The sequence below is a fragment of the Sphingomonas pokkalii genome, assembly GCF_003096275.1.
Taxonomy (GTDB): Bacteria; Pseudomonadota; Alphaproteobacteria; order Sphingomonadales; family Sphingomonadaceae; genus Sphingomonas; species Sphingomonas pokkalii.
This window is the reverse complement of the sequence record NZ_QENQ01000011.1, coordinates 1-19,771: the sequence shown is the minus strand read 5'-3', so window position 1 is coordinate 19,771 and position 19,771 is coordinate 1. Positions and strand designations below refer to the sequence as shown.

Below are 19,771 nucleotides of genomic sequence, written 5' to 3'. Positions count from 1 at the left end.
CTCCGGAAGCGGCGACGCCGCCATTGCCGGCCTCCGGTTCCGCTTCGCTCCACCTACGCCCGGCAATGGCGGCGGAAACAACAATGCACTAACTAACAACCCGGACCACCCGGTGGGGGCTGCTCACAATTCATAGTCTGGTCACGTCAACGACTACGATGAGATCTTTGGTGTATGCCCGCCTCGATCGCCTTTTCCCATCTCAGCAGGCCGGCTCCATCCTATCGTCTGCCTTTGGGTGCCTGCCTAATCTGGGCCAAGCGAAGCTTGCGTCCACGCTGATCGGCACCGGGAAACAGGTCAAGCATCGCACCTGTCGCAAGCTCGATGATCCTGGTACCAAATTCGAGTGCCCAGGCCATGTACATCGTGTCATTCGAATTCTTGAAACCCATTCCTCTACCGTGCTCGCCCATTCGGTAGAAAGCGACCGGTCCGCTATGCGTGTGAGCGCTCATAAAGCGATATAAGAAGCGAAAATGCTTTCTATCCAGGTCGGTTCGATCGATGACGTCGTCTTGGACGAATGGGGTCTTATCACCACGCAGAAGCTCACGCTGCCGCTTCTCGGGCAACGCCATGAGCCACTCGTTCGCCCTGAAGCAAGCCTCCAGGGACGCCCGAACAACTGCGCGCTGCGCCAAGGCTTCATCATCCGTTTCCGGCTCGTCCAGCTCGCCGAATAGCTTCGATCTGGATCCGTCATCGTGGAGATCGAGCATGATGATACGTGCCTCCTTCTCGACGACGGGAACGTCATCAACACACAAAAAAAAGAAGTAGAGGTAGCACTCCGCCAAGTTTCGAACGAGCGAAGCGACCGCGCTGAAGTCCCAGTGCGCCGAGGGGCGCGGATCGGGTGCCAACAGCTCCACGCTTTTCCCGGTCACCACCATCCTGGTGAACAAGACAGAGGCCCAGTAATGCTGGTTGGTGTCGCTAGGAATGTTGCCGCACCCGCGGCTTACAGTCTCGGCCAAAGAGACCTTGGCGACGAAGTCACGCTTCGCTCCAGCGTACATCTCCTGAAAATCCAATTTACACCCCCGATGATCGACCCGCCTGAGCCGCGGTGACCTGATTACACCGACTTGATGATACCGCCGGCGTAGCGGCTATCTGAGCGATCAATCGTTGCCGGCTGTCGAAATGGCTGATCGGTGATCTCGACCGTCCGAATTCGGCCCACTTCGAACACTCGCGGCTCACCGTTGGATTGCAGCTCCGCCGGATTGCTAATCTGGATCCCAGTCACACAAACCTTTTCACCCGATGAAAAGTAGAGCGCAGCGGGCTGGAAGGAGCGCGGCAATACGTCGTCATCGTAGCGAAGCGACAGCAAGCGACGCGCGTCGATGGCATCGCCGATCAACCGCTCGAAATCGAAGCGTCGAGGCGCCGGCGCCTTTTGCGCAGGCGCAGCCCCGAAGGGACTTCTGGCCTTCTTTGGGGGCTTACCCCATGTCGGTCGCTTCATCGGCACCTCCCATCACCAGTCACTGGCCTATGTAGGCAGCATTCCAGCTGGCCAAAGAAGAGCCACCTCGGAAATCCACAGAGCCTTATCTGAATCTGAGGTTAAGCACCCCACGCAGGCTCGGCCGCATAAATCGCCGTCCGCCATCTCTTCATGTCGTCCAACGATCAGCACGGCTGGCCGCTGCCCTCTTTCCGGCGAATGGGCGACGTTGTCGAACGGTGGTATTACGCTGGCTGTCGCGGCGCCGCCGCGGCGCGGACGGTTCGTTGGTACAGCACGAGGCACTCGCGACTGGTACAGCGGGCATGGAGACACCAGCTAAGAAACCTTAGTTTTCTGCCATTTCCCGAAGCTGGCGATTTCTCCCGTAGGGGTCACCAGCCTTTTCAAAGGCTTAGCTGCTGAATGGCTGCACGAACGTGCAACTTACTGCAAATTTACTGCAAAACCGTAGCTGGAAATTGGCGGATTTTCACGGATTGTTCTACGTCCTATGGCGTTTGCATCCGCAGTAAGTGGAACGCTGGCGAGTACCTGATTCGTATCCCAAACTCAGCCTTTCCACCTTCCTTCAGCGACGTGTTCGTGACAGCGATTTTAGGTCGCACCAGCTTCGTCTGACAACTCAGAGGTTCCATCCCCTAAGGTGATGTTGGTCCGCGAAATATAAGGTTGGAAGTCTGGCACTAGCGACATTATGCTGCCATCCGGATGAAGGAACTCGTGGTCCGCGCCCGGAATGAGGTCAGGATCGAGCGGGACCCGCGCATGGGGATTGTGCAGAACGACGGCGCCCTCCACCCAGCTTTCGGCATAAGCCGGATCGCGAACGTCCTGATGGAATATCGTCGGGCGCCGGTCATTCCGATTACCTTCGCCGCGTGCGATGCCGCTTCGGATCATCTTGATGTCGCGGTTGCCGAAACCCGCAATGTAGCCAAGCCGGTTGAATTTGGTGATCGTGCCTTGCGGGTTCAGGAATACAGCGCTGACGTTCTCGGATTCGGGCAGCTCGAAGAAGTTTGATGGCTCGCGAGCATTGCCATAAACGTGCTCGGTCAGTCGCTCGATATGGCGCTTCCCCTCGACCATCGAATGGCGCACGCCGAAAACATATTCGATGGCCAGCGGGGTGATCCGGGTCATCGCTGCGGGCGCGTGAAAATCCTGCAGGGCGATCACGAACGGTGCACCATCGACCCCAGGCGCATTCCAGTAGCGCTGCTTGTGATAGAGTTTGCGCGTAAGAGCGCGGGCAAGTTTGATCGGCACATAATTTTCGAGATAGGCGCGGATCTCCTCGTCAGACTGCGGCTGCGGCACGGCTCCTACCTGCGGTGGGTTGGCGGTCGTGGCCTCAATCGCGATGCGGCCACGCGGTCCTGCGAGCAGAAGGTCCGGGACTGCCACGCCCTCTTCATGTGCATAGCCGAGCTCGGTGAACGTCGCGAAAAGATAGAGTTCCCATAGGCGCGGATCGAAGCCGGTGGTTTGGAATTGTTCGACGAAGTTGCCGTCAGCGTCCTCGAAGAAAGGCATCATTGCCGTGAGCAGGTCGCGCGCAGGGGAGAAACGTTCCTGCTTGATTAGTTCCTTGAAGATCGGATGCAATCTCGCCTCAGCTACGGTCGGCTTGAAGAAATCAATTGGCGCGCCTTCCTCATCGCCCTGGTAATAGCTTTCGTCCGGCAAGGCCGCGTGCTTCTTAATTGCTGCAGCGAGATGATCCTGCGTCTCGGCGAAGGTCTGGTACGAGACATCCTGATCGATAGCGCGGACCCAAGCACCCGGCCCACGCCCGAACCGCGACCGATCCTGCTGCCATCGAAATGCCTCGTGCGCGCAGCCGAAGACCGCGCCGCGCCGCCAGCCAGATTGGTCGCCTTGCGAAGCTGGTGCGCGAACGGGCGATCCGCGCCGACCCGCCCCAACCATAGCTCGAATGGGTCCTCGGCCATGACGCTGTCTCATACTGAAAAGCGCCAGATGAGGGTGCGCCAGCGCAGCCCTTCAAGGGCCTCCATTCGAGCGCACCGAAGAGTCGCAGAAATGCTGGTGTTTCGGCCGTTGCGCCTTCCCGATGGAGGCACCGCCATGGGCATGCCTCCATCAAAAACGACGTGCAGACGCCACTTCCGGGGCCGGTTGGAGGCACCGCTTTTAACTTGCCATCCCTTCTATCTCCCCGCCGATCCCAACCAGCCTTCGACATGTTCCCTGTACGTTCTAATATCGCAGCCTTTCCGAGTCGCCGGGGAGGAGCCGATATGTCGATCAGAATCGAGCCACTGGAGAATGGCCGGCTGAAACTTTCCGGCGACGTGGAGGACGAGCTTTGCTTGTCCGCACGGGCGCTCGACGAGGGCTTTGCCATCGCGATTTCGGACGGTACGCTGGTACAGGGACGCTTCGATAATTGGGTCGACGAATGTCGATTTTCGATCGCCGTCGAGGGCGCTGGTATCGCTACAATCAGCCGCGCGGAGCGCGGCGACGTGCTCGATCTGGCGTGGAAAATCGAGTGGATCACCGGCATATGTCCGCTCTGGGGATCAGCAGATCGGTCATCGAGCGTTCGCATGTGGGGCGATGACGGAAAGGCGTGGGGTATGTCCATTAGCGTTAGTCGCAATCTAGGTGCAAAAGGTCCTGCGAACGCTGTCTGGCATCTGACAGCAGCCAATACGCTCGTCATGGCCGACACCGTCGCATTTCTCGGGTGGAAGGGTGAGGATTGTGAATAGCTTCTCCGCCCTTGACCTGATCGGTGCGTATGGATGGCGCCGGGCGACGTTCACGACCTATTCCCTCAGCGCCTCGTTCGCGGAAGCGGTCTTAGTCGAGGCCCTCATGCGCCAGGGTGTCTCCGAGATAACGGTGCTGACCGACCCCGTGGGCTACCGGATGGCCCTGCGCGAACGCGGTGCCGTCAGGATCGGCCGCGAATACATCGTGCATCCCGTCGCGGTCCGGGACGGCTGCTTCCATCCGAAGGTCATGGTGCTGGAGGCGGCTGACGCCGTCCATGCGACGGTTGGTTCGGGCAACATGACCTTCGGGGGCTGGTCGGCGAACCTGGAGTGCATCGAGCACGTCTACGCGGACGGGCGGGCGGTGGCCCTGTCCGACCTCGGGCGCTTCTTCACGGCGCTGGCGGACAGCGCGGCGTGCGAACACGACGCGCGCGACCACTGCCGGTCGCTTGGAGGCCGGCTGGCGACGGCGGCGTCCGGAGGGACGGACGACGGGAGGCTGCGGATCCTCAGCACGCTAGACGGGCCGATCGCCGGACGGATCGTAGCGGCCGCCTCGGACCTGGGAGGCGCCCGGTCTTTAACGATGGCCTCGCCCTACTGGGAGCGGGGTGCGGTCGAGGCTTTGGCCCGGGACCTGGGACTCGAGGCGGTCGCGGCGCATGTCCCGCCGTGCCGCGTGCCCGCCCCCAGGGGAATGGACTGGCCGCGGGGGTCCCCGGCCGTTCGCCCGGTCGAGGTCGAGGTGCTCGCGGCCGACGGGGTGTCGCGGCGCGGGCTGCACGCGAAGGTGTTCGAGGTGGGCTGCGCGGCGGGACGGATCGTGGTTTCGGGGAGCGCGAACGCAACGGCGGCCGGCCTTAGCCGTGGTGGGGAGGCCATGCGGAACGTCGAGGTCTGCGCGCTGCGCGTCGACCTAGCGCAGGGTGGGCGTTGGAAGTCTGTGCCGGCAAAGGCCCCGCCGCAACCGGCGGCGTTCCTCGAGGACGAGGAGGACGACGCCGACCGGGGCGTGCTCACGGCGGAGCATGCCGATGGCGGCATACTTGGCAGGATTATCACCCGCTGGCGGTCCGCGTCCGCCGCCGCGACCATGGAAGTCAACCGGCGGCCGGTCAACCTCGGGCCGGTGCGGATCGAAGCCGGCCGCTTCTTCATCCCGGTCGAGCTGGTCGATCACGAGGACCTCGATCTGGAGGGTCGGGTCCAACTGCTGCTCGTGGGCGACGGCGAGGAGGCCGAGGGGTTCGTCGCCGCGCCGGACTTCGCAGCGATCAAGGGCCGGGCCGGCAAGTCGCTCGCGTCGATGCTCGCGATCATGAAGAACATGCAGACGCCGGAGGACGTGCTCGCGGTGATGGAGTTCTTCCGGAAGAACCCCGACGCGCTCAGGACCCGGACAGGGTTCCACGCTAGGATGGACGGGACGCGGCACGAGCGCACCGACCCTCTGGTCGATCCCGACCTGGTGGGACGCGGCGGCGACGCCGGCGAGTCGTCCGGCGACGGCGAGGCGGGCACCGGCGGCAAGGGGTCGAGCGAGCAGGCGTGGCAGAAGTTCGTCGCGCGCCTTCTGCAGTCCTTCGCGCGCGCAGGCAGCGTGACCGAGGACGAGGAGGACGAGGGCGACCGGACAGAGAAAGCGCGCCGGATGAGGGCCGCCCGGGCGATGGACAAGATCGGGGTCAGGTTCCCCCAGTTCTTCAACCAGTTCGTCGATCGGATCCAGACCGACTTCGAGCTCGTCAACGTGATCCGGATGACCCACTTCGTCTGCGTGACGACGTCCCACCCTTCGACCGACGCCCTGGTGGCGCGGCTGGTGACGGTCGCAGGTAGGATGGACATGGGCAAGGCGGCCCGGGACACGGTCGCGTGGTGTCTGGGATACCTTACCGCCGGGAGCCTCCTCGACGCCGCCGAGGCCCGGGCCCGCATGATGACGGCGGGCATCGATCCCGACCGGGAACCCGACCCCGAGTTCGCCCTGCCGGGCTTCGCCGAGCTGATGGCGCCGGAGGCGGACATGGCGTCCGTCCTGGCCGCGATACGCGCGACGCGCACGGTTCACGACGACGTCCGCACGCTAGAGGCGGCGCTGCTCGAGGGGCGGAAGCCCGATGGCCTGTCGGCGCTGCCGCTGCACGAGGGATGGGAGGAGCTGCGGCGGCAGTGCGCAGCGCCGGGCCGCCGCAGGGTGCACTTCGTCGACCGGCCGGTAGCCGCCTGCCCAGCCTGCAACATCACCCTCCTGCCGTATCTGAAGTCCGAGCTCGCCCGGAAGGGCGTGTGCGAAAGCAGGTGCCACGGCTTCATCCTGGCGAGGAATCCATGAGCGCGGACGCACTTGCCGAGCTGCAGCGACTCGGTCGGAAGTCGCGGGACTGCTTCGTCGTCGAACCGGCCAGGACCGGGGTGGGCGGCGTCGACCCCTTGGGGCTACGGCAGATAAACTTCGACCTGATGAACGAGGTCTTCCCGGGATTAAACAATGTGGCCCGGCAGATCCGCCCCTTCACGCTGGTGACCTGGGCGTGGCGTCGGACGATCGACCTAGCGCGGGAGCGACGCGAGAAGCTGCCGGTGTCGGCGCACGAGGACTTCGTCGCGCGGGTAGAGGTGGCGTTCGTCTGGTCCATGCTGCAGATCTACGATCAGGGCGACCTTGAGCTGCCGGGGAAGCAGGTCGTGGCGACCCGCTGGGGCGAGGCCAATCGCATCACCTTCGGCGACGACGACTGGAAGGAGTTCGTGAAGGCGCGGCGCAACTCCACCGCCCTCACCGCCGCCATCAACTATGGACCGGGCCTGCGAGCCCTGAGGCTGCTGGTGGACGACGCCAACCAGCCGGGCGTCCGGGTGCCAGGTCCCAAGACCGACGGCATGCTCGACGCCTTCGAGGCGCGCATCGCGCCGATGCTCGGCCACAGGGTTTTCAACGTCCGCGGAGAGTGCACGCTGAAGCGCGGCACCGCCGAGGAGTGGGCGGAGCACTGGGACATTGACGAAGTGCTCGACGAGGAGAGAACGACCTTCCGCAAGCGGCTCATGGGCGGTCTGGCGTCCCCGCAGCGGAGGAGCGGGTTCGAGCTGCTGTCCGGGGTGTTCGACGAGGAGCAGGAGGAGTCGGTCACCCGCGCGGCGATGTGCGACGGGGGCGATGCCGCCGCGGCGCAGCGTTGGCACCGGGTCCAGGTCCGGCAGGCGTTCCGGCTCGCGCTGGAGTCGCTCTTCGAGTGGATGACCGGCGAGATAGGCGGCGGGATTCTGGATACGGGCGCCCTCGCGACGCGTCTGCTGGAGGCCGCAGGCGGGAAGACCGACGGCACGGCCATGGAGTGGCTGAAGTCGCTCGTGCCTGAAGAGCTGTCGGCGGTGGGGGCTATGGAGAGTCTGGAGGCGACCTTCGCCACGCGCGCGGGCCTTGAGCGGGCCGCGCTCACCGCACTCGCCGTCGCGCTGACGATGCCCGAAGAACTGCAGGACGGGTCACACCGCCAGGAGCGGCTTCCGCTCCGACGCGCGCGCGACGACCTCGACAGGCTGGCCTCCGAGACGCCGCTCGCCTTCCTTCACCACATCGTTGAGCAGTGGATCATCGCCCAGCACACCTACTGGTCCGTCGGGCGTGGGCTGGCCGACGCGCGCGCCGGCGCGAAGCGGATCCTGAGGCTTCGGCTCGTGCTGGAACCGGGCGGGTGGCGCGTGACTAGGGGTGGCGGCTCCAACCGCATGCCGCGTCCTACGCCTGACAGGCTGCGGACGGCCGTGAGCCTGGCTATCCAGAGCGGGCTCATCGAGGGCTGACTACTTCAGTTGGAAGTTAGATGGCATTGGGATTGCTTCGCTCGAGGCCGCGTTTGCTGCGGCGTCACTTCCGGCTACGTTGCCGAGATGGTTTGTGCTGGACTTGGCCGTGCGCGGTAAGCTGGTGGAGCAGGATGCGGAGGACGAACCGGCGTCGGAACTGTTGAAGAAGATCACGGCTGCAAAGACCAAACTTAGACTAAAAGTTTCTGCTATCCCTCATGATACCGACGAAATCCCGTTCCTGCTTCCAACTGGTTGGCACTGGACAACGGTTGGCGAAATTTGCTCGAAAACAGGTTCGGGGAGTACGCCTCGAGGAGGCAAAGATGTATACAAACCCAGCGGAGTTCCGTTCCTCCGTTCGCAAAATGTGTATGACGTCGGTCTGCGGTTGAATGATGTCGCATTCATCGATTACGAAACTCATCAGCGTATGGGGTCGTCCAAATTCCTTCCACGCGATCTTCTGCTGAACATCACCGGCGGTTCAATGGGACGTTGCTGTCTCGTTCCAGATAAATTTGGTGAAGCTAACGTAAGCCAGCATGTCTCTATCTTGCGCTTAGCTGTGCGTGGCACGGAGAGGTTCATGCACTTGTTGGTACGTTCGCCGTATTTTCAGGCATTTATCTTTGAAGAACAAACCGGTGCAGGGCGTGGCGGTTTGCCCAAAAACCGGATGGATAACATCGCCGTTGCCCTCCCCCCGCTCGCCGAACAGTCCCGCATCGTAGCCAAAGTCGCTGAGTTGATGGTTTTGTGCGATCAACTCGAGGCAGCGCGGGCAGAGCGCGAAGTGGCGCGTGGCACGTTCACGCTGTCCACCTTGGCCAAACTCAACACCCCCAATTCCGAAACCTTTGGCCAGGACGCCCGCTTCGCGCTGGCCCACCTCGCCCCCCTCGCCCGAACTGGTGAAGCTGGGCAAGGACGGGCGCGGCGACGATCGCTTCGGCATCGGCACCGACATGGGCCTTGAAGCCGTGAACGGCGCGCTTTCCCTTGTGCTTCACCCAGCGTGCGTCAGCGTCGTCTTCGCTCGCTGACGCGATGATAGTCGCATCGACCAGCGTGCCGGTCTTGACCGTCACCGCCTTCAACTTGAGCTGCGCGGTCACGGCTTGGCCTTAGGAATAGCTATATCTGTCAAAGGTATAGTGGAGCCCTTTCCGATGCGTGGGCCCCAACTTCGGGAGCTTTCCTGAAATTTTGCGCGATTCAGTGAGCCGGACAACGCCAAAAATACCGCAGATTTCCGCGGTTTACAAAGCTCTGTGGGATTTCTTGAGATCGGAAATTGGAGCGGTGAAGGGAATCGAAACACGCTTACAACCTATTGAAACAGCAGCAAATGCTGCACTGCAGCGAAAAATGTGGCCCTAGGCCATGGCCCCACTCCCTTTTCGTAAATCGGGTTCGAAGCATAAGCGCGGAAAATTGCCTTCCTTGAGTAATAGCCGGAATGCGTTTTCATTGCGGCACGAGAAATTTTCAGACGCATGTGTCGCAGCTCTGTACGGCCGCAGCCGACCAACTCATGCTCTTGGGCCGCAGTGGCACGAATGTCGGCCCACGTCCGGACCGGCCATTCGCAAGTCGGGTCACTGCCGAGCGGAGAGGCGGGTCCGTGCGGTCGTTTGACAGACCGACAGCAGATGCCAGAGAACGCTGTTCTTGATAATCGTGATCCAATGACACGACGATCGAGGCACATTGCTGGCCGTCATCGCCGCCGCAATCGGCGGCGGGAATCAGTCCGCCGGGGGCGCGCGCACTGCACTTTCTCCGCGGACGACGCGCGCCAATATGGCGTGTGAACCACGGGCTCTGATATAGTGCCCCCATGAGCAAATGGATCTTCACGACAAAGAACAAGGGCGACGTTCAGATCGAATGGACCGACGAAGACGAGGTGATCGTCAGAACCGTCGCGACACCTCCCGAATTAATCGGCAGCATGACCTTCAGGTACATCGAAGGCGCCGACCGTTATGACGAAGACCGCTTCGTCGTTACCAACATGTATCTCGACGGGCCGAACGGCAGCGGTGACTACATTAGGCAGGGGATCGGACAGGAGATCATCTCAAGCATGGTGACCCCGGTTACCTTCCATGTCGATGACGGCAACCGGCGCGACGATGGCGGACACCTCACCGGTGACGGACCGGGATTCGCCCGCAAGATGGTCTCGAAGGGCCTCGCGTACTGGGAGGAAGGCAATGAGTGAGTCGGTGCCACCCACAACCCAAGACGACGGTTCGATGGAGAGCGCAGTGCGGCCACCCGTCCCTAGGCGACGGCCTGAGCAGGAGGTGTTCGACGAGATCGCGGAACTGACCGCCACCCCCGGCTACGCGCACGTGATCGCGTTCCTGTGCGTGCGCGACAATTTCGTGTGGCATCGCCGCGACGGGATGAAGGCGGAGGACATGCAGCACCTCTATTCGAGTTCTCGGCTGATCCGGACCGAGATGTCAACGCTCATCGGACTAATGGTGCGCGCCGCTGGCGATCTGGCCGCTCCCCCACCCGCCGACGTCGACGCGCTCGTGACGCGGACTGACGCCCTGATGGCTGAGCTTCACCGGAGCATGGGCGCACCGACGCTTGATGGCATGTTCGCGGCTTTCGAGGCCGGCGAGAGCCCGCCAAACCCCTGGAACAGCGGCGGCGCGATGCGCGAGCCGATTTTCTATGGCGGCGAAGGCGCCTTCTCGTTCCAGAACTGCGACTTCGCGATCGAGAAATACGCCGCCGACGACCCCTGGCTGCAGGAACACCGCAAGGCCGGAATCGCCGATATGGTAGCCTTCGCCAAGGCCGCCGCCGACATTCAGAACCGCAAAGTCTCTGGCGCGATGGCGGCGGGGGCAAACACGCCTGGCGATCCGCGCCTGCTCGAGGCATTCACGTTGACCGCCGCCGAGATCGCTCCTGTTGCAGGTCTTGGCGAGGAGACCGCGACCGCCTGCATCGACGCATTCACGCTGACTGCGGGCCGCGGCAACCCGGCCTTCGCCACGATCAGCGACTTCAATGCCGTCAACGGGTCGCCGGTGCTGGAGACGGGCGACGGGCGCCACTTGCTCTTCCACTTCAACGCGCTGGCGGAGGCCGTCTACGAGTCGCCCTTCTACTGGATGTTGGACGACAGGCCCTACAGGCCAACGCTGTCCGACAATCGTGGCGACTTCACCGAGGCGTTCGCGGTTGACCGCCTGTCGCAGGTGTTCGGTCCGGCACGGGTGCATCGAGGAGTGAACATCGACCGCGCGAAGGGCGACCGCGTTGGCGAGATCGACGTGCTCGTGCTGTTCGCCGACCGGGCGATCGTGTTGCAGGCCAAGTCGAAGCGCCTCACCCTGGCTTCGCGCAAGGGCAACGACCTGCAGCTGCGCGGCGACTTCAAGGGCGCGGTCCAGGACGCCTACGATCAGGCTATGGACTGCGCGGCAGCGCTTTCGGACCGGTCGCTGCGCTTCAGCACCGCCGACGGCACGGTGGTGGATATCCCACCCCAGATAACGCAGGTCTTCCCAGTTTGCCTGGTGTCCGACCACTACCCGGCGCTCGCCTTCCAGACGGACCAGTTCCTGGTCCGTCGAGAGGAGCCCAAGGTCGTCGCCCCACTCGTCATCGACGTCTTCACGCTGGACGTGATGGCCGAGATGCTCGAGCGGCCGATCCGCTTCCTGAGCTATCTCGAGTTGCGGGCAATCCATGGCCCGAAGGTGCTCATCCACCACGAGATCACGCTGCTGTCCTACCACCTGAAATACAACCTGTGGCTGGAGAAGGAGCACGACATGGTCGTGTTCGATGACGACTTCGCGGCCGACATAGAAATCGCGATGGGCGTGCGGAGGATGGGCCTGCCCGGAGCGCGGACGCCGAAGGGCGTGCTGACCGTCATCGCGGGATCGAGGCTCGACAGGCTCATCGGCGCGATAGAGTCGAACCCGACCGGCACGCTGATCGACACGGTGATGCTCGCCTATCAGCTCGCCGAGGATGGCATGACTGAGCTGCGCGACAACCTAGACACGGTAGTTGCGAACGCGGGGTGGCGGGGCTCGTCCAACTTCGTGCTCGGTTTCGGCGGGTCGGGCATCGCGATCCACTGCAACGGCGATACCGACGCCAACAGTTTGGCCCGGATCGAGGACCACATGCTCGCGCGCAAGTACCGCAGTCGTGCGGACAGCTGGTATGGCATCGTCCTCGCTCGGGACGGAACGCTGCGCTTCGGGCACAAGGTCGAGTTTCCTTGGAAGTATGACAGCAGGGCCGAACGCGCCGCCGACAAGCTCATTAAACGCCAGGTTGCGACGCTCACCACCCCGCGACCCGCGCTAGCCGGGCGTAACGAACCCTGTCATTGCGGCAGCGGCTTAAAGTACAAAAGATGTCACTTGGAAATTGATCAACGCGGGTGAACTCCGCAAGTTTTCCCTGCCTGGGTCATTCGGCGACGGCATCTGTGCGAAACGGAGCGTCTGCTCTTACCAAAAGCCGCTATTCGAGTAGCGAAATGGGAACGACGGCTTTGTCCCCAAGACACGTCGATCCGCTTTCGGCAGCAGTCGACCAAAGCCAGTCGTTCATTCCATCTCCCGTGAACGTCCGGCATCGACGGAAGCTGACAATCACGCCGGTTAAATGGGAGGATAGGCAACCCGTCCTAGTAACTCTCAGTGGTCGGTGGAGGCCGGGTTCGAGCGGGACCGACGGAATTATAGAGCCGCGAGTCGTTTATGGCGGACCCTACCTCTCGCGCTCAGACTCAAACGACGTGATCGTCCCCGTGTGCTCCTCGACAAGTGACTGGAACGCCTCAAAGGCACGATAGCAATGGTCGCACTCAATCTCGAGCAAGTCTGCGATTTGATCGAGTTTGAGCGGTTCGCTGCCACCGATGCCGTAGCAGATGCGCCCGTCCGCGCAGACGATGCGCGTGACCATCTCGCTCATCCCGATCAGAAAGCGGGCCGAGAACCGATGATTGTACGCGTTGCGGAAGTCCTCGGTGGCCTCCTTGAACGCCGTGCCAGCGATGGGCTCGACACGTCGCTTGAACGACCGAAAACGTCGCCACCCTCTGCAGATCGGGTCGATATGATTTAGATAGAGCGCGCGTTCGGTCGGGAATTCATCTCGCCACCCTTGAATATCCTTCGCCATATTGGCCTGGTGGCAAAGATGGCCGGCCGCGTAGGCGAAGCGCGACTTGATCGCATAGGGCCGCCCGAGCGCCACCGTCCCCAGCGTATCGATGAACTCGTGCGAGACAGCCAGCTTCTCTTGGTCGGGGAGCGCGGCCGTGACACGCGCCCATGCGCGCAGCCGATGCACATCATGGGTCAAGTCGTTGATGATGTTCGCCAGCTCCGAAGCATAGTCGGACAGCATGTTGGAATAGGCCATCCAGATGCCGCCGAGCGGGTCGGGTAACGTCCACCAGTGATAAGGCATGAAGCGCCCGCCGATCGCGCTATGATCGAGTTCGTGCCGATAGGCGGTGTAGAGCCGGATCGCCTCCTCGGACTGTTTGCGCGTAAACTCGTCCGGCTCAGGCATTGCGGCGAGCCCAATTGACCACCGACCACACCAGATCATCGACCGTGCTGCTCCCGACGGTGATATCGCGGTGCGGCTCGATCCGATGATAGTCGCCGAGCGGCGCGGTTCCTCCAGTGAACCCCGTGCGGCGCGCGATGATGTTCTTGGTGCGTCGGTTCTCCTGCCAATAGGTCACGATGGCCCGGTGTCTCGGCTCGTTTGGACTGCCGGGATGCAGCGCCCGCGCGTCGGGAAAGTGCATGTGGCGATGATGCGCGTGGAGCAGCGTGACATCGTAGAGCCGGGCGATGAAGGCCCGCATCTCATCGAGGCTGCCGACGGTGCCAACATCCTTGCATTCGATCGCCACGCGCGGGCGCCCCACTGGAATTCCGCCCGCCTTGCGAATCTCGGTCCCGACACTGCCGGGCACGATCGAGATGTCGATCTCATGCGTCGCCGCGCTGCGGCCCGCGAACTGGATGCCGTTCCAAATCTCCCATTTCCTGCGCCGGTCCCAGCGAAAGCCGATCACGCTGGCATTGCCGGAACCCGCCGAGCCCGCAGGAACGCCGGCCGGCGCGCCGCCGCGCTGGATGAAACGCCGGTCGGCATCGCCGGAACGGATGATCGTCCCGTCCGATCGCTGAAGCCATACGCTGAAGCCGGCGTCGCGCAAGCCGCGGGCGATGCTGGTCATCACGAACAGCTCGAAGATTCGCCCGGCACCGGAGGCGTGTTCGAGGGTGGTGACCCGGCCTACGATCGTGTCGAGCGCGGTTTGGACGGCCGGGATCATATCGTCGCCTGACCGCCCGCGCGCGCAGTCCACTCCGCCAACGCCGCCCGCAAGGCGGGGAAGTCGTCGCGGGCACCAGCAACATCCTCGCGACTGCTTTTCCGGTCGCCTTCGACATCAAGGAGGACCAATGCCGTGCCCTGCTCTGTTTTGGCGGATGCCGCGTGCGCCAAGTCTTGAGGACCCTCCGGCTCGTTGGTGGACTCGACAATGAAGTCGAGCGCGTCGATGGATGCCTGCAACTGCTCCAGCGCGGTCTCGAGCCGCTCCTCGACATAGGCCGCCGCCCATTCCACCTGCTCGCCCGCTGGTATCGGCTCGGGCTTCGCAAGCAACACCTGCGGCTCGCCGCGGGCCTTGGGTTGGACATCGCTGCGGATCGACTGCCGGGCGGCTGCGAGCGCCTCCTCCGATTCCTCAGCTGTTCGGCCAAGCCGAACGCCCTCGATCAGCTCGAACGCCAGCCAATCCAGCCGTGCCGCCACCAACGTCTCGATCAATTGGAGCACGCGCGAGTCGAGGATCGCCATTGCTTCAGGCCCCTAGCAAGATGATCCCGCAGGTATAAAACCATGCCGGCGGACACGCCGCCTGTCATCGGCGCATCTACTTCCTATGTTGGCCGCACGGATTGTTCCAGCCCAAAGGAAAGCACATGGATCGAGGTAAAAACGGGAGCTGGCCCAAACCGCTTTTGGCGATGATCGCATGCGGATCGGCGCGCTGCTGAGCTTCAGCCCGTCGAACATGCCGCGACGGGGCGGCGTCGGCGCTGGCGATAGCGCCGGTTGCACGTCGGGCGCGCGGGTGTAATCCGACGCCATGTCCTTGCCGCGCTCGCGTGCCAGCGTGCGAGCCAGCCGCCCGGCATCGGCGAAATCATCCTGGCCATAATGCAGATCGACGCGTTCCCGATGGCGCGACAGCGCGACATAGGCAGCATGACGATCAAGCCCCGGCGTCGCCAGTACATGGACGCGGTCGACGGTCATGCCCTGCGCCTTGTGGATGGTGGCCGCATAGCCATGATCGACATGGGCATAGTCCTTCAGGTCGAAGGCGACACTTCGCCCGTCATCGGTGCGCACGCGCATCGCGATCCCGCTGACCTGTTCGATCGTGCCGAGCGTGCCGTTCTTCACCTCCAGGCTGCGCTCGTTCTTGAGGAACATGACGCGGTCGCCCGCCGCGAACGACCGGCTTCCGCGCTCGACGACGAGGTCGACGTCGTCGCCGAGCATCTGTGCCGCCCGCATCCGGTCGCGCGCTGCGTTGTTCAGTTCGCGCACTTCGTCGTTGGTGTGGGTGAGGATGATGCGGCTGGCCTGTCGGTCCTTGTCCCAGCGCTCGATCAATGCCTCGCGTGCAGCTTCGCGCGTCCCGGCGGCATGGACATGACCGGCCTCCGTATAGGCGGCCAGCGCTTCGCCAGCGCGGCCCGTCGCGAGCTGCCGCGTGGCGTCGCGCTGCCAGTCTTCGGACTGGCGGCGGATGGTGGTGATTTCCACCGCGCCATGCCGTTCGGCAATCGAGCGGAACGCAGCACCGGCTTCGATCGCCTGGAGCTGCTGCGGGTCACCCACGAGCACCACCTTCGCGCCGCGCTTCTCCGCTTCGTGGATGACACGCTCCATCTGCCGTGTGCCGATCATCCCGGCCTCGTCGATGACAAGGATGGATTTGTCGGTCAGCAGCTCGCGACCCTGGCCCCATTGATGCTCCAGACTGGCGATCGTGCGCGACGCTATGCCCGAGCCACCTTCCAGATTCTCCGCGGCGATGCCGGAAAGCGCCGCGCCGTGGACGGTGTAGCCCTCCGCTTCCCATGCTTCTCGCGCGACGCCGAGCATCGCGCTCTTGCCGGTGCCGGCATAGCCGATGACGCTGCTGATGCCGCGCGCGGAGGTTACATGCTCCAGCGCCCCGCGCTGCTCGGGCGAAAGCCGTAGGCCGCGCTGTTTGGCGACGCGGAGCGCGCGTTCCAGGTGCCGGTCGGCAACCGCGTGATGCCGGCGCGCGTCGAGCGTCGCAGTGGCATGTTCGAGCCGCTGTTCGGTCTCCAGCATCGCGCGCGACGTGAAGCGATCGTCGCCGCGCCCATCCTTGCCCAGCTTGATCAGTTCGGGCGAGGCGCGCACTGCCGCCATTACCTGGTCGAACTGGTCCTTTCCCTCGCTGTGTCTGTGTACAAACATCGCGACGTCGCGGGTGGTGAAGGTTGCCTGGCTGTGGGTGATCGCGTCGAGCGCGATGCTCGGATTGGCGAGGATCTTCTCGCCATTGGTGCGCGCGATGGCGTGATGGTCGTCGAGCCGTTCGCTGTCACGCCCCTGCGCCACCATGCGCGACGCGGCGGGGCCGATCTTGTGCTGGGGCTCCAGATCGATGCTCTGCGCTTCGAGGCTCCGGTGATCGACCCGTGCGTCGATGTCGAGTTCCGCGAGCCGCTGATTGACGTGCTCTGCCCAGGCTTCGCGCCAGTGGGTCAGCAGCTCGGTTCGGTTCCAGTCGCGCATCTTCGCGCCGAACCCGTCTTCGCCGACGGAACGGAGCCCGAGCATCACATGCGCATGGGGCTTCGCCAGCCCATCGGCGCCGATATCCCAGTGGATATTGAGATCGGCGACCATGCCGCGATCGACGAATTCGCGCCGGACGAACGACCGCGCCAGTTCGATGCCGTCGGCGGCTCGCATCTCGCGCGGGATGGCGAATTCGATTTCGCGCGCCAACTGCGCGTCCTTGCGCAGCTCGGCGGCCTCGACATCATTCCACAGCCGCTCGCGGTCGCGCCACGCTTCGGGCGCGTTCTCGGGCAACAGTACTTCGCTATGCACGACGCCGGCCTTGTTGGAAAAGTCATGGCTGCGGCCGAGGCGCTGATCGTGCAGCCGTGACGCCGAGCGATATGCGGCAGCCGCTACCGCGCTCGATCCAGCCGCGCGGGAAATGACTTTGGCCGAGAAGTGGTAGATCGCCATGGCGACGTACCAGATACGCCTAAAAGCGCACGTCGGCACGACGTATAAGCGCGCCCTCGAACGATTTCATCGCGCTCGGGACCGCGAAATCTCACGAAGTTTCAGGCTATTGGCGCGAGTTGACTGTGACGATATCTGGTCCGTCCGACCGACACAAGGGAAGGACCGGACGATGCGAAAGCCCCGAGATTATGATGCGGACCTGAAGGCGCTCGCCGACAAGGCGCGCCAACTGAAAACGCGCAAACAATGCCAGCTCGGTGAACTGGTGATGGCGACCGGCGCCGATGCGCTGGGTGTGGAGGAACTGGCCGGCGCGTTGCTCAATGCGGCCGCTGCTGATAGCCCGACGCGGGAGGTGTGGCGCAAACGGGGCGCCGCCTTCTTTCAGCGTGAACGGCACGACGCAGGCCGTCGCACTGGTCGCGAGCCTGGCGGCACTGCGGCGGGTGAGCGCGGCGCGGAACCGGCTCCAGGCGAAGCAGGCGCGGCATGATCGCCGCGACTGGCAGGTGAAACGGCGCGAGCGTACCCGGCAGCTGATCGAACTGGGCGGGCTCATCGCTAAAGCTGGCTTGGTCGAGCTGACCGAGGACGACCGTACCGCGATCCTGGGCCTGTTGCTGGAGGCTGCAGCGAGGCTGCGTGATGGCAATCGCGAACATGTTCTGAAGCTGTGGCGGCGGCGTGGCCGACGCGCTTTCGAGCACGGTGTCGGATGACGACGATCTCAGCTGAACTTTGAGCGTAGCGGGCATCGCCGGGTGGGAGGGGTGTTTGTGATCCGCTGTCGAAGTAGCTCTTCGATCCTGTAGATTGATCAGAAGGCGGCGTTGCCGGACAGCGGTGCGGAGAGATTCGCTTGGTATGCGGCCCGGCACATTTGCCACTTCACCGGAGGTAATTTCCCTCCAAACGGTCTGTCACTCCTTGCCTCGACACGAATCCCGGTGATTGCAATTTCATAGTCGCCGTCAAAATCGGGGGCGTCGGGAAAGCGGGCAGGAAGACCGGTTGCTGCGAAATCGATTAAAATGCTGTCAAGCGACCCGGCTGCAATTGGTCGCATAAGAAAGCCGCCAGTTTCCTTCGGACGGAACACATGTCTGGTCGATCCGCGTTGATCGGTGCGTTGCAGGATCAGCGTCGTAGCGTCAAAGCGAACAACGGCGTCGACCGGCATTTGTGCGAGACTTCTCACAAGCGTCACGTGGATTACACATTCCTCCATGCGGCCGTCGACGATCGAAGCCTGCGGAATCACTGTAACGACAGAAACCGTCGGGCGGCAGCGAAGCCAAGAGGCGACTCGCCAGAACGGGCTGGGAAACCAAGGGCGTGGCATCCAGTCCACCAAGCGACGCCAGCCCATCACTATGAGCGCGATGAGCAGCAAGGATGCCGCGCAGGCGACAATCGACCAACTGACAGGTTTGGGCGGCTTTGGCAGGATGTCCGGCAACAGGTGGTCGAGCACCCAATATGTGGATGTCACGACGAATGGCAGGGCGAGGTACCGGGACCGCGTCAAACTTGTCATGACACCTTTTACCCTGCCTGCCGCGCCGTCGCCTCCAACTGGGCAATGCGCTCCAAACAAATCTCGTTCACCACGCGGCCCAGTTCTTCGACCTGCTCACCTAGCCACGTCAGCTCGTCAGCGCTGATCCGGTAGTGCTTCGAATAGCGCGCCTTCACATAGGCTTCCTTCAGCTTCTCGAACATGCCGCGCTGCTTGCGGTTGTCGTTGGGCCAGACGTAGGCCAGACGCCGGTCAAGCCTCTCGGCCTGCGTGCGCAGGAAAGACAGATTGTGAACGTGCGGCGTGTAGAAGGTCACGACGAGCAGCACGCAATGATACAGGCGCTCCGTCGCCTGATGGAGCATGAAGGCCGCATCTTTGTTCCAGCCTCGTTTAAGGTCGTCGCTGAAATTGATGTGGGCTCGGAGCGCACTCGGGTACCATTCGTCGAAATATTCCTTTGCCATGGTGAGCGCGGCGTGCGGTGTCTTCGGCTTGGGTTGGTGCAATTCGCTATCTTCGCTCTGGTAGAGCGCAATGCCGTCGCGCGCGACGTCCATGAAGAAATAGCGGCCATGGGCGAGCCCGTCGTTCACCTCGGCACGGGTATGAACGATGAAATTGACCGGGGTCTTGATGCTGCCGGTGATGCCAAATTCGCGCATCAGCCGGTCATCGACATTCGCCCAATATTTTACCCGGTCGGTCAGGCGCTTGTCACTGACGATGATCAGCAGGTCATAGTCGGACTTGTAGCCCTTGGCGGTATGCGGCTCGTCGATCCAGTTGCCGCGCGCATAGCTGATGGGGTGGACGCCCCCCGACGGCATCGATGTGCCAAAGTGGAGGTGTTGATCACCACTT

General features: G+C 63.1%; 17 protein-coding genes and 1 pseudogene. 9 read left to right on the top strand and 9 right to left on the bottom strand.

The window, feature by feature from the left end; all coding sequences use genetic code 11:
* A pseudogene (locus DD559_RS19435) lies at positions 1 to 92 on the top strand (integrase catalytic subunit); the annotation flags it as partial.
* 129 nt (positions 93 to 221) lie between these two features.
* On the opposite strand, the gene DD559_RS19430 reads toward DD559_RS19435, so the two are convergent.
* The 3 genes from DD559_RS19430 to DD559_RS19420 all read right to left on the bottom strand — a co-directional run bounded on the left by DD559_RS19430 (position 222) and on the right by DD559_RS19420 (position 3,415).
* Positions 222 to 1,037 carry a DUF5677 domain-containing protein gene (locus DD559_RS19430; protein ID WP_133243871.1) on the bottom strand — a complete coding sequence of 272 codons (816 nt, stop codon included), beginning with the start codon at positions 1,035 to 1,037 and terminating at the stop codon, positions 222 to 224.
* 44 nt (positions 1,038 to 1,081) lie between these two features.
* Positions 1,082 to 1,477: a WYL domain-containing protein gene (locus DD559_RS19425; protein WP_133243870.1), complete on the bottom strand. Its 396-nt coding sequence runs from the start codon at positions 1,475 to 1,477 to the stop codon at positions 1,082 to 1,084.
* Positions 1,478 to 2,077: 600 nt separating this feature from the next.
* On the bottom strand, positions 2,078 to 3,415 hold the full coding sequence (locus DD559_RS19420) for a hypothetical protein (protein ID WP_116471053.1): 1,338 nt from the start codon (positions 3,413 to 3,415) through the stop codon (positions 2,078 to 2,080).
* Between the two features lie 332 nt (positions 3,416 to 3,747).
* Here DD559_RS19420 and DD559_RS19415 point away from each other — a divergent pair, with 332 nt between their 5' ends.
* The 6 genes from DD559_RS19415 to DD559_RS19385 all read left to right on the top strand — a co-directional run bounded on the left by DD559_RS19415 (position 3,748) and on the right by DD559_RS19385 (position 12,482).
* On the top strand, positions 3,748 to 4,224 hold the full coding sequence (locus DD559_RS19415; protein WP_116471052.1) for a hypothetical protein: 477 nt from the start codon (positions 3,748 to 3,750) through the stop codon (positions 4,222 to 4,224).
* Complete coding sequence (locus DD559_RS19410) at positions 4,217 to 6,568, top strand: phospholipase D-like domain-containing protein (RefSeq protein ID WP_116471051.1); 2,352 nt, start codon at positions 4,217 to 4,219, stop codon at positions 6,566 to 6,568. The genes DD559_RS19415 and DD559_RS19410 overlap by 8 nt, the downstream gene beginning before the upstream one ends.
* On the top strand, positions 6,565 to 8,040 hold the full coding sequence (locus DD559_RS19405) for a septum formation inhibitor-activating ATPase (protein WP_116471050.1): 1,476 nt from the start codon (positions 6,565 to 6,567) through the stop codon (positions 8,038 to 8,040). Before DD559_RS19410 ends, DD559_RS19405 begins: the two co-directional genes overlap by 4 nt.
* Positions 8,041 to 8,149: 109 nt before the next feature.
* Complete coding sequence (locus tag DD559_RS19400) at positions 8,150 to 9,022, top strand: restriction endonuclease subunit S (protein ID WP_240610418.1); 873 nt, start codon at positions 8,150 to 8,152, stop codon at positions 9,020 to 9,022.
* A gap of 864 nt (positions 9,023 to 9,886) precedes the next feature.
* Entirely contained in the window at positions 9,887 to 10,273 is a 387-nt protein-coding gene (locus tag DD559_RS19390; protein WP_116471048.1) for a hypothetical protein, read from the top strand.
* 85 nt (positions 10,274 to 10,358) lie between these two features.
* Positions 10,359 to 12,482, top strand: a complete 2,124-nt coding sequence (locus DD559_RS19385; RefSeq protein WP_116471047.1) for a YecA family protein — start codon at positions 10,359 to 10,361, stop codon at positions 12,480 to 12,482.
* 328 nt (positions 12,483 to 12,810) lie between these two features.
* Here the strand turns inward: DD559_RS19385 and DD559_RS19380 are convergent, their stop codons facing one another.
* The 4 genes from DD559_RS19380 to traA are packed head-to-tail and all read right to left on the bottom strand — an operon-like array spanning position 12,811 to position 17,385.
* The gene (locus DD559_RS19380; RefSeq protein WP_116471046.1) at positions 12,811 to 13,623 is read right to left on the bottom strand and encodes an integrase; all 813 of its coding nucleotides are present in this window, start codon (positions 13,621 to 13,623) and stop codon (positions 12,811 to 12,813) included.
* Positions 13,616 to 14,404, bottom strand: coding sequence for a hypothetical protein (locus tag DD559_RS19375; protein WP_133243868.1), 789 nt, complete (start codon positions 14,402 to 14,404; stop codon positions 13,616 to 13,618). Before DD559_RS19375 ends, DD559_RS19380 begins: the two co-directional genes overlap by 8 nt.
* On the bottom strand, positions 14,401 to 14,934 hold the full coding sequence (locus tag DD559_RS19370; RefSeq protein ID WP_116471044.1) for a hypothetical protein: 534 nt from the start codon (positions 14,932 to 14,934) through the stop codon (positions 14,401 to 14,403). The genes DD559_RS19375 and DD559_RS19370 overlap by 4 nt, the downstream gene beginning before the upstream one ends.
* Positions 14,935 to 14,946: 12 nt before the next feature.
* A complete protein-coding gene (gene traA / locus DD559_RS19365) occupies positions 14,947 to 17,385 on the bottom strand; it encodes a Ti-type conjugative transfer relaxase TraA (protein WP_240610417.1) in 2,439 nt (812 codons plus the stop codon).
* A gap of 172 nt (positions 17,386 to 17,557) precedes the next feature.
* Between traA and DD559_RS19360 the strand changes: the two genes are divergently transcribed.
* Together DD559_RS19360 and DD559_RS19355 are read left to right on the top strand one after the other, a co-directional pair.
* A complete protein-coding gene (locus DD559_RS19360; RefSeq protein WP_116471043.1) occupies positions 17,558 to 17,881 on the top strand; it encodes a conjugal transfer protein TraD in 324 nt (107 codons plus the stop codon).
* Complete coding sequence (locus tag DD559_RS19355; RefSeq protein WP_165831181.1) at positions 17,835 to 18,107, top strand: conjugal transfer protein TraD; 273 nt, start codon at positions 17,835 to 17,837, stop codon at positions 18,105 to 18,107. Before DD559_RS19360 ends, DD559_RS19355 begins: the two co-directional genes overlap by 47 nt.
* A gap of 98 nt (positions 18,108 to 18,205) precedes the next feature.
* Here the strand turns inward: DD559_RS19355 and DD559_RS19350 are convergent, their stop codons facing one another.
* Together DD559_RS19350 and DD559_RS19345 are read right to left on the bottom strand one after the other, a co-directional pair.
* On the bottom strand, positions 18,206 to 18,862 hold the full coding sequence (locus DD559_RS19350; RefSeq protein WP_165831180.1) for a hypothetical protein: 657 nt from the start codon (positions 18,860 to 18,862) through the stop codon (positions 18,206 to 18,208).
* Positions 18,863 to 18,933: 71 nt separating this feature from the next.
* Positions 18,934 to 19,771 (bottom strand): HEPN domain-containing protein (locus DD559_RS19345; RefSeq protein WP_116471056.1); only part of this gene is annotated, 838 nt, incomplete at its 5' end.